This window comes from Adlercreutzia sp. DFI.6.23, from assembly GCF_024462535.1.
Lineage (GTDB): Bacteria > Actinomycetota > Coriobacteriia > Coriobacteriales > Eggerthellaceae > Adlercreutzia > Adlercreutzia rubneri.
On sequence record NZ_JANGBP010000115.1, the window covers coordinates 1 to 428 of the forward strand.

General features: G+C 63.1%; 1 pseudogene. It reads left to right on the forward strand.

Annotated features, from left to right (window positions below):
- A pseudogene (locus NE591_RS12585) lies at nt 1-428 on the forward strand (hypothetical protein); the annotation flags it as partial.

The following is a 428-nucleotide window of genomic DNA, read 5'->3' on the forward strand; positions in this document are numbered from 1 at the left end:
CCGGAATGCGGTATCGAACTTCTGGCGGCCAATGCCGGCAAGGTGCTGCTGTCAATAGAGGAGTACCGCGATGAGGGGGTCACCCCCGCTTTCGTTGAGATGCTCTACGCCAGGCTGGTGGCCGGCATCGAGGCGGTTCCCGAGGACGTTTCCGCTCGAGTCGAGGGACTCGAGCTGCTCTGCGCGTTCATCAATGGGGACACCGGCCCCCTCAAGGGCCAGTGCGGCGACCATCGCCTTATTGTGGCGCTGACGGCTCTGTTCTTCGTGAGCGCATCGGGTATGTTCCCTGTGGGCAATGCCCCGTTCGCCTACCTGCTGTACTTGCTGCTCCTTCATCGCTCGGGCTACCATTTCTCGGCCCATGTTCCCGTTAAGCGCTTGCTCTACGGTACCGACAGCGCCCTGTGCGCCCAAGAGCGCGGGCG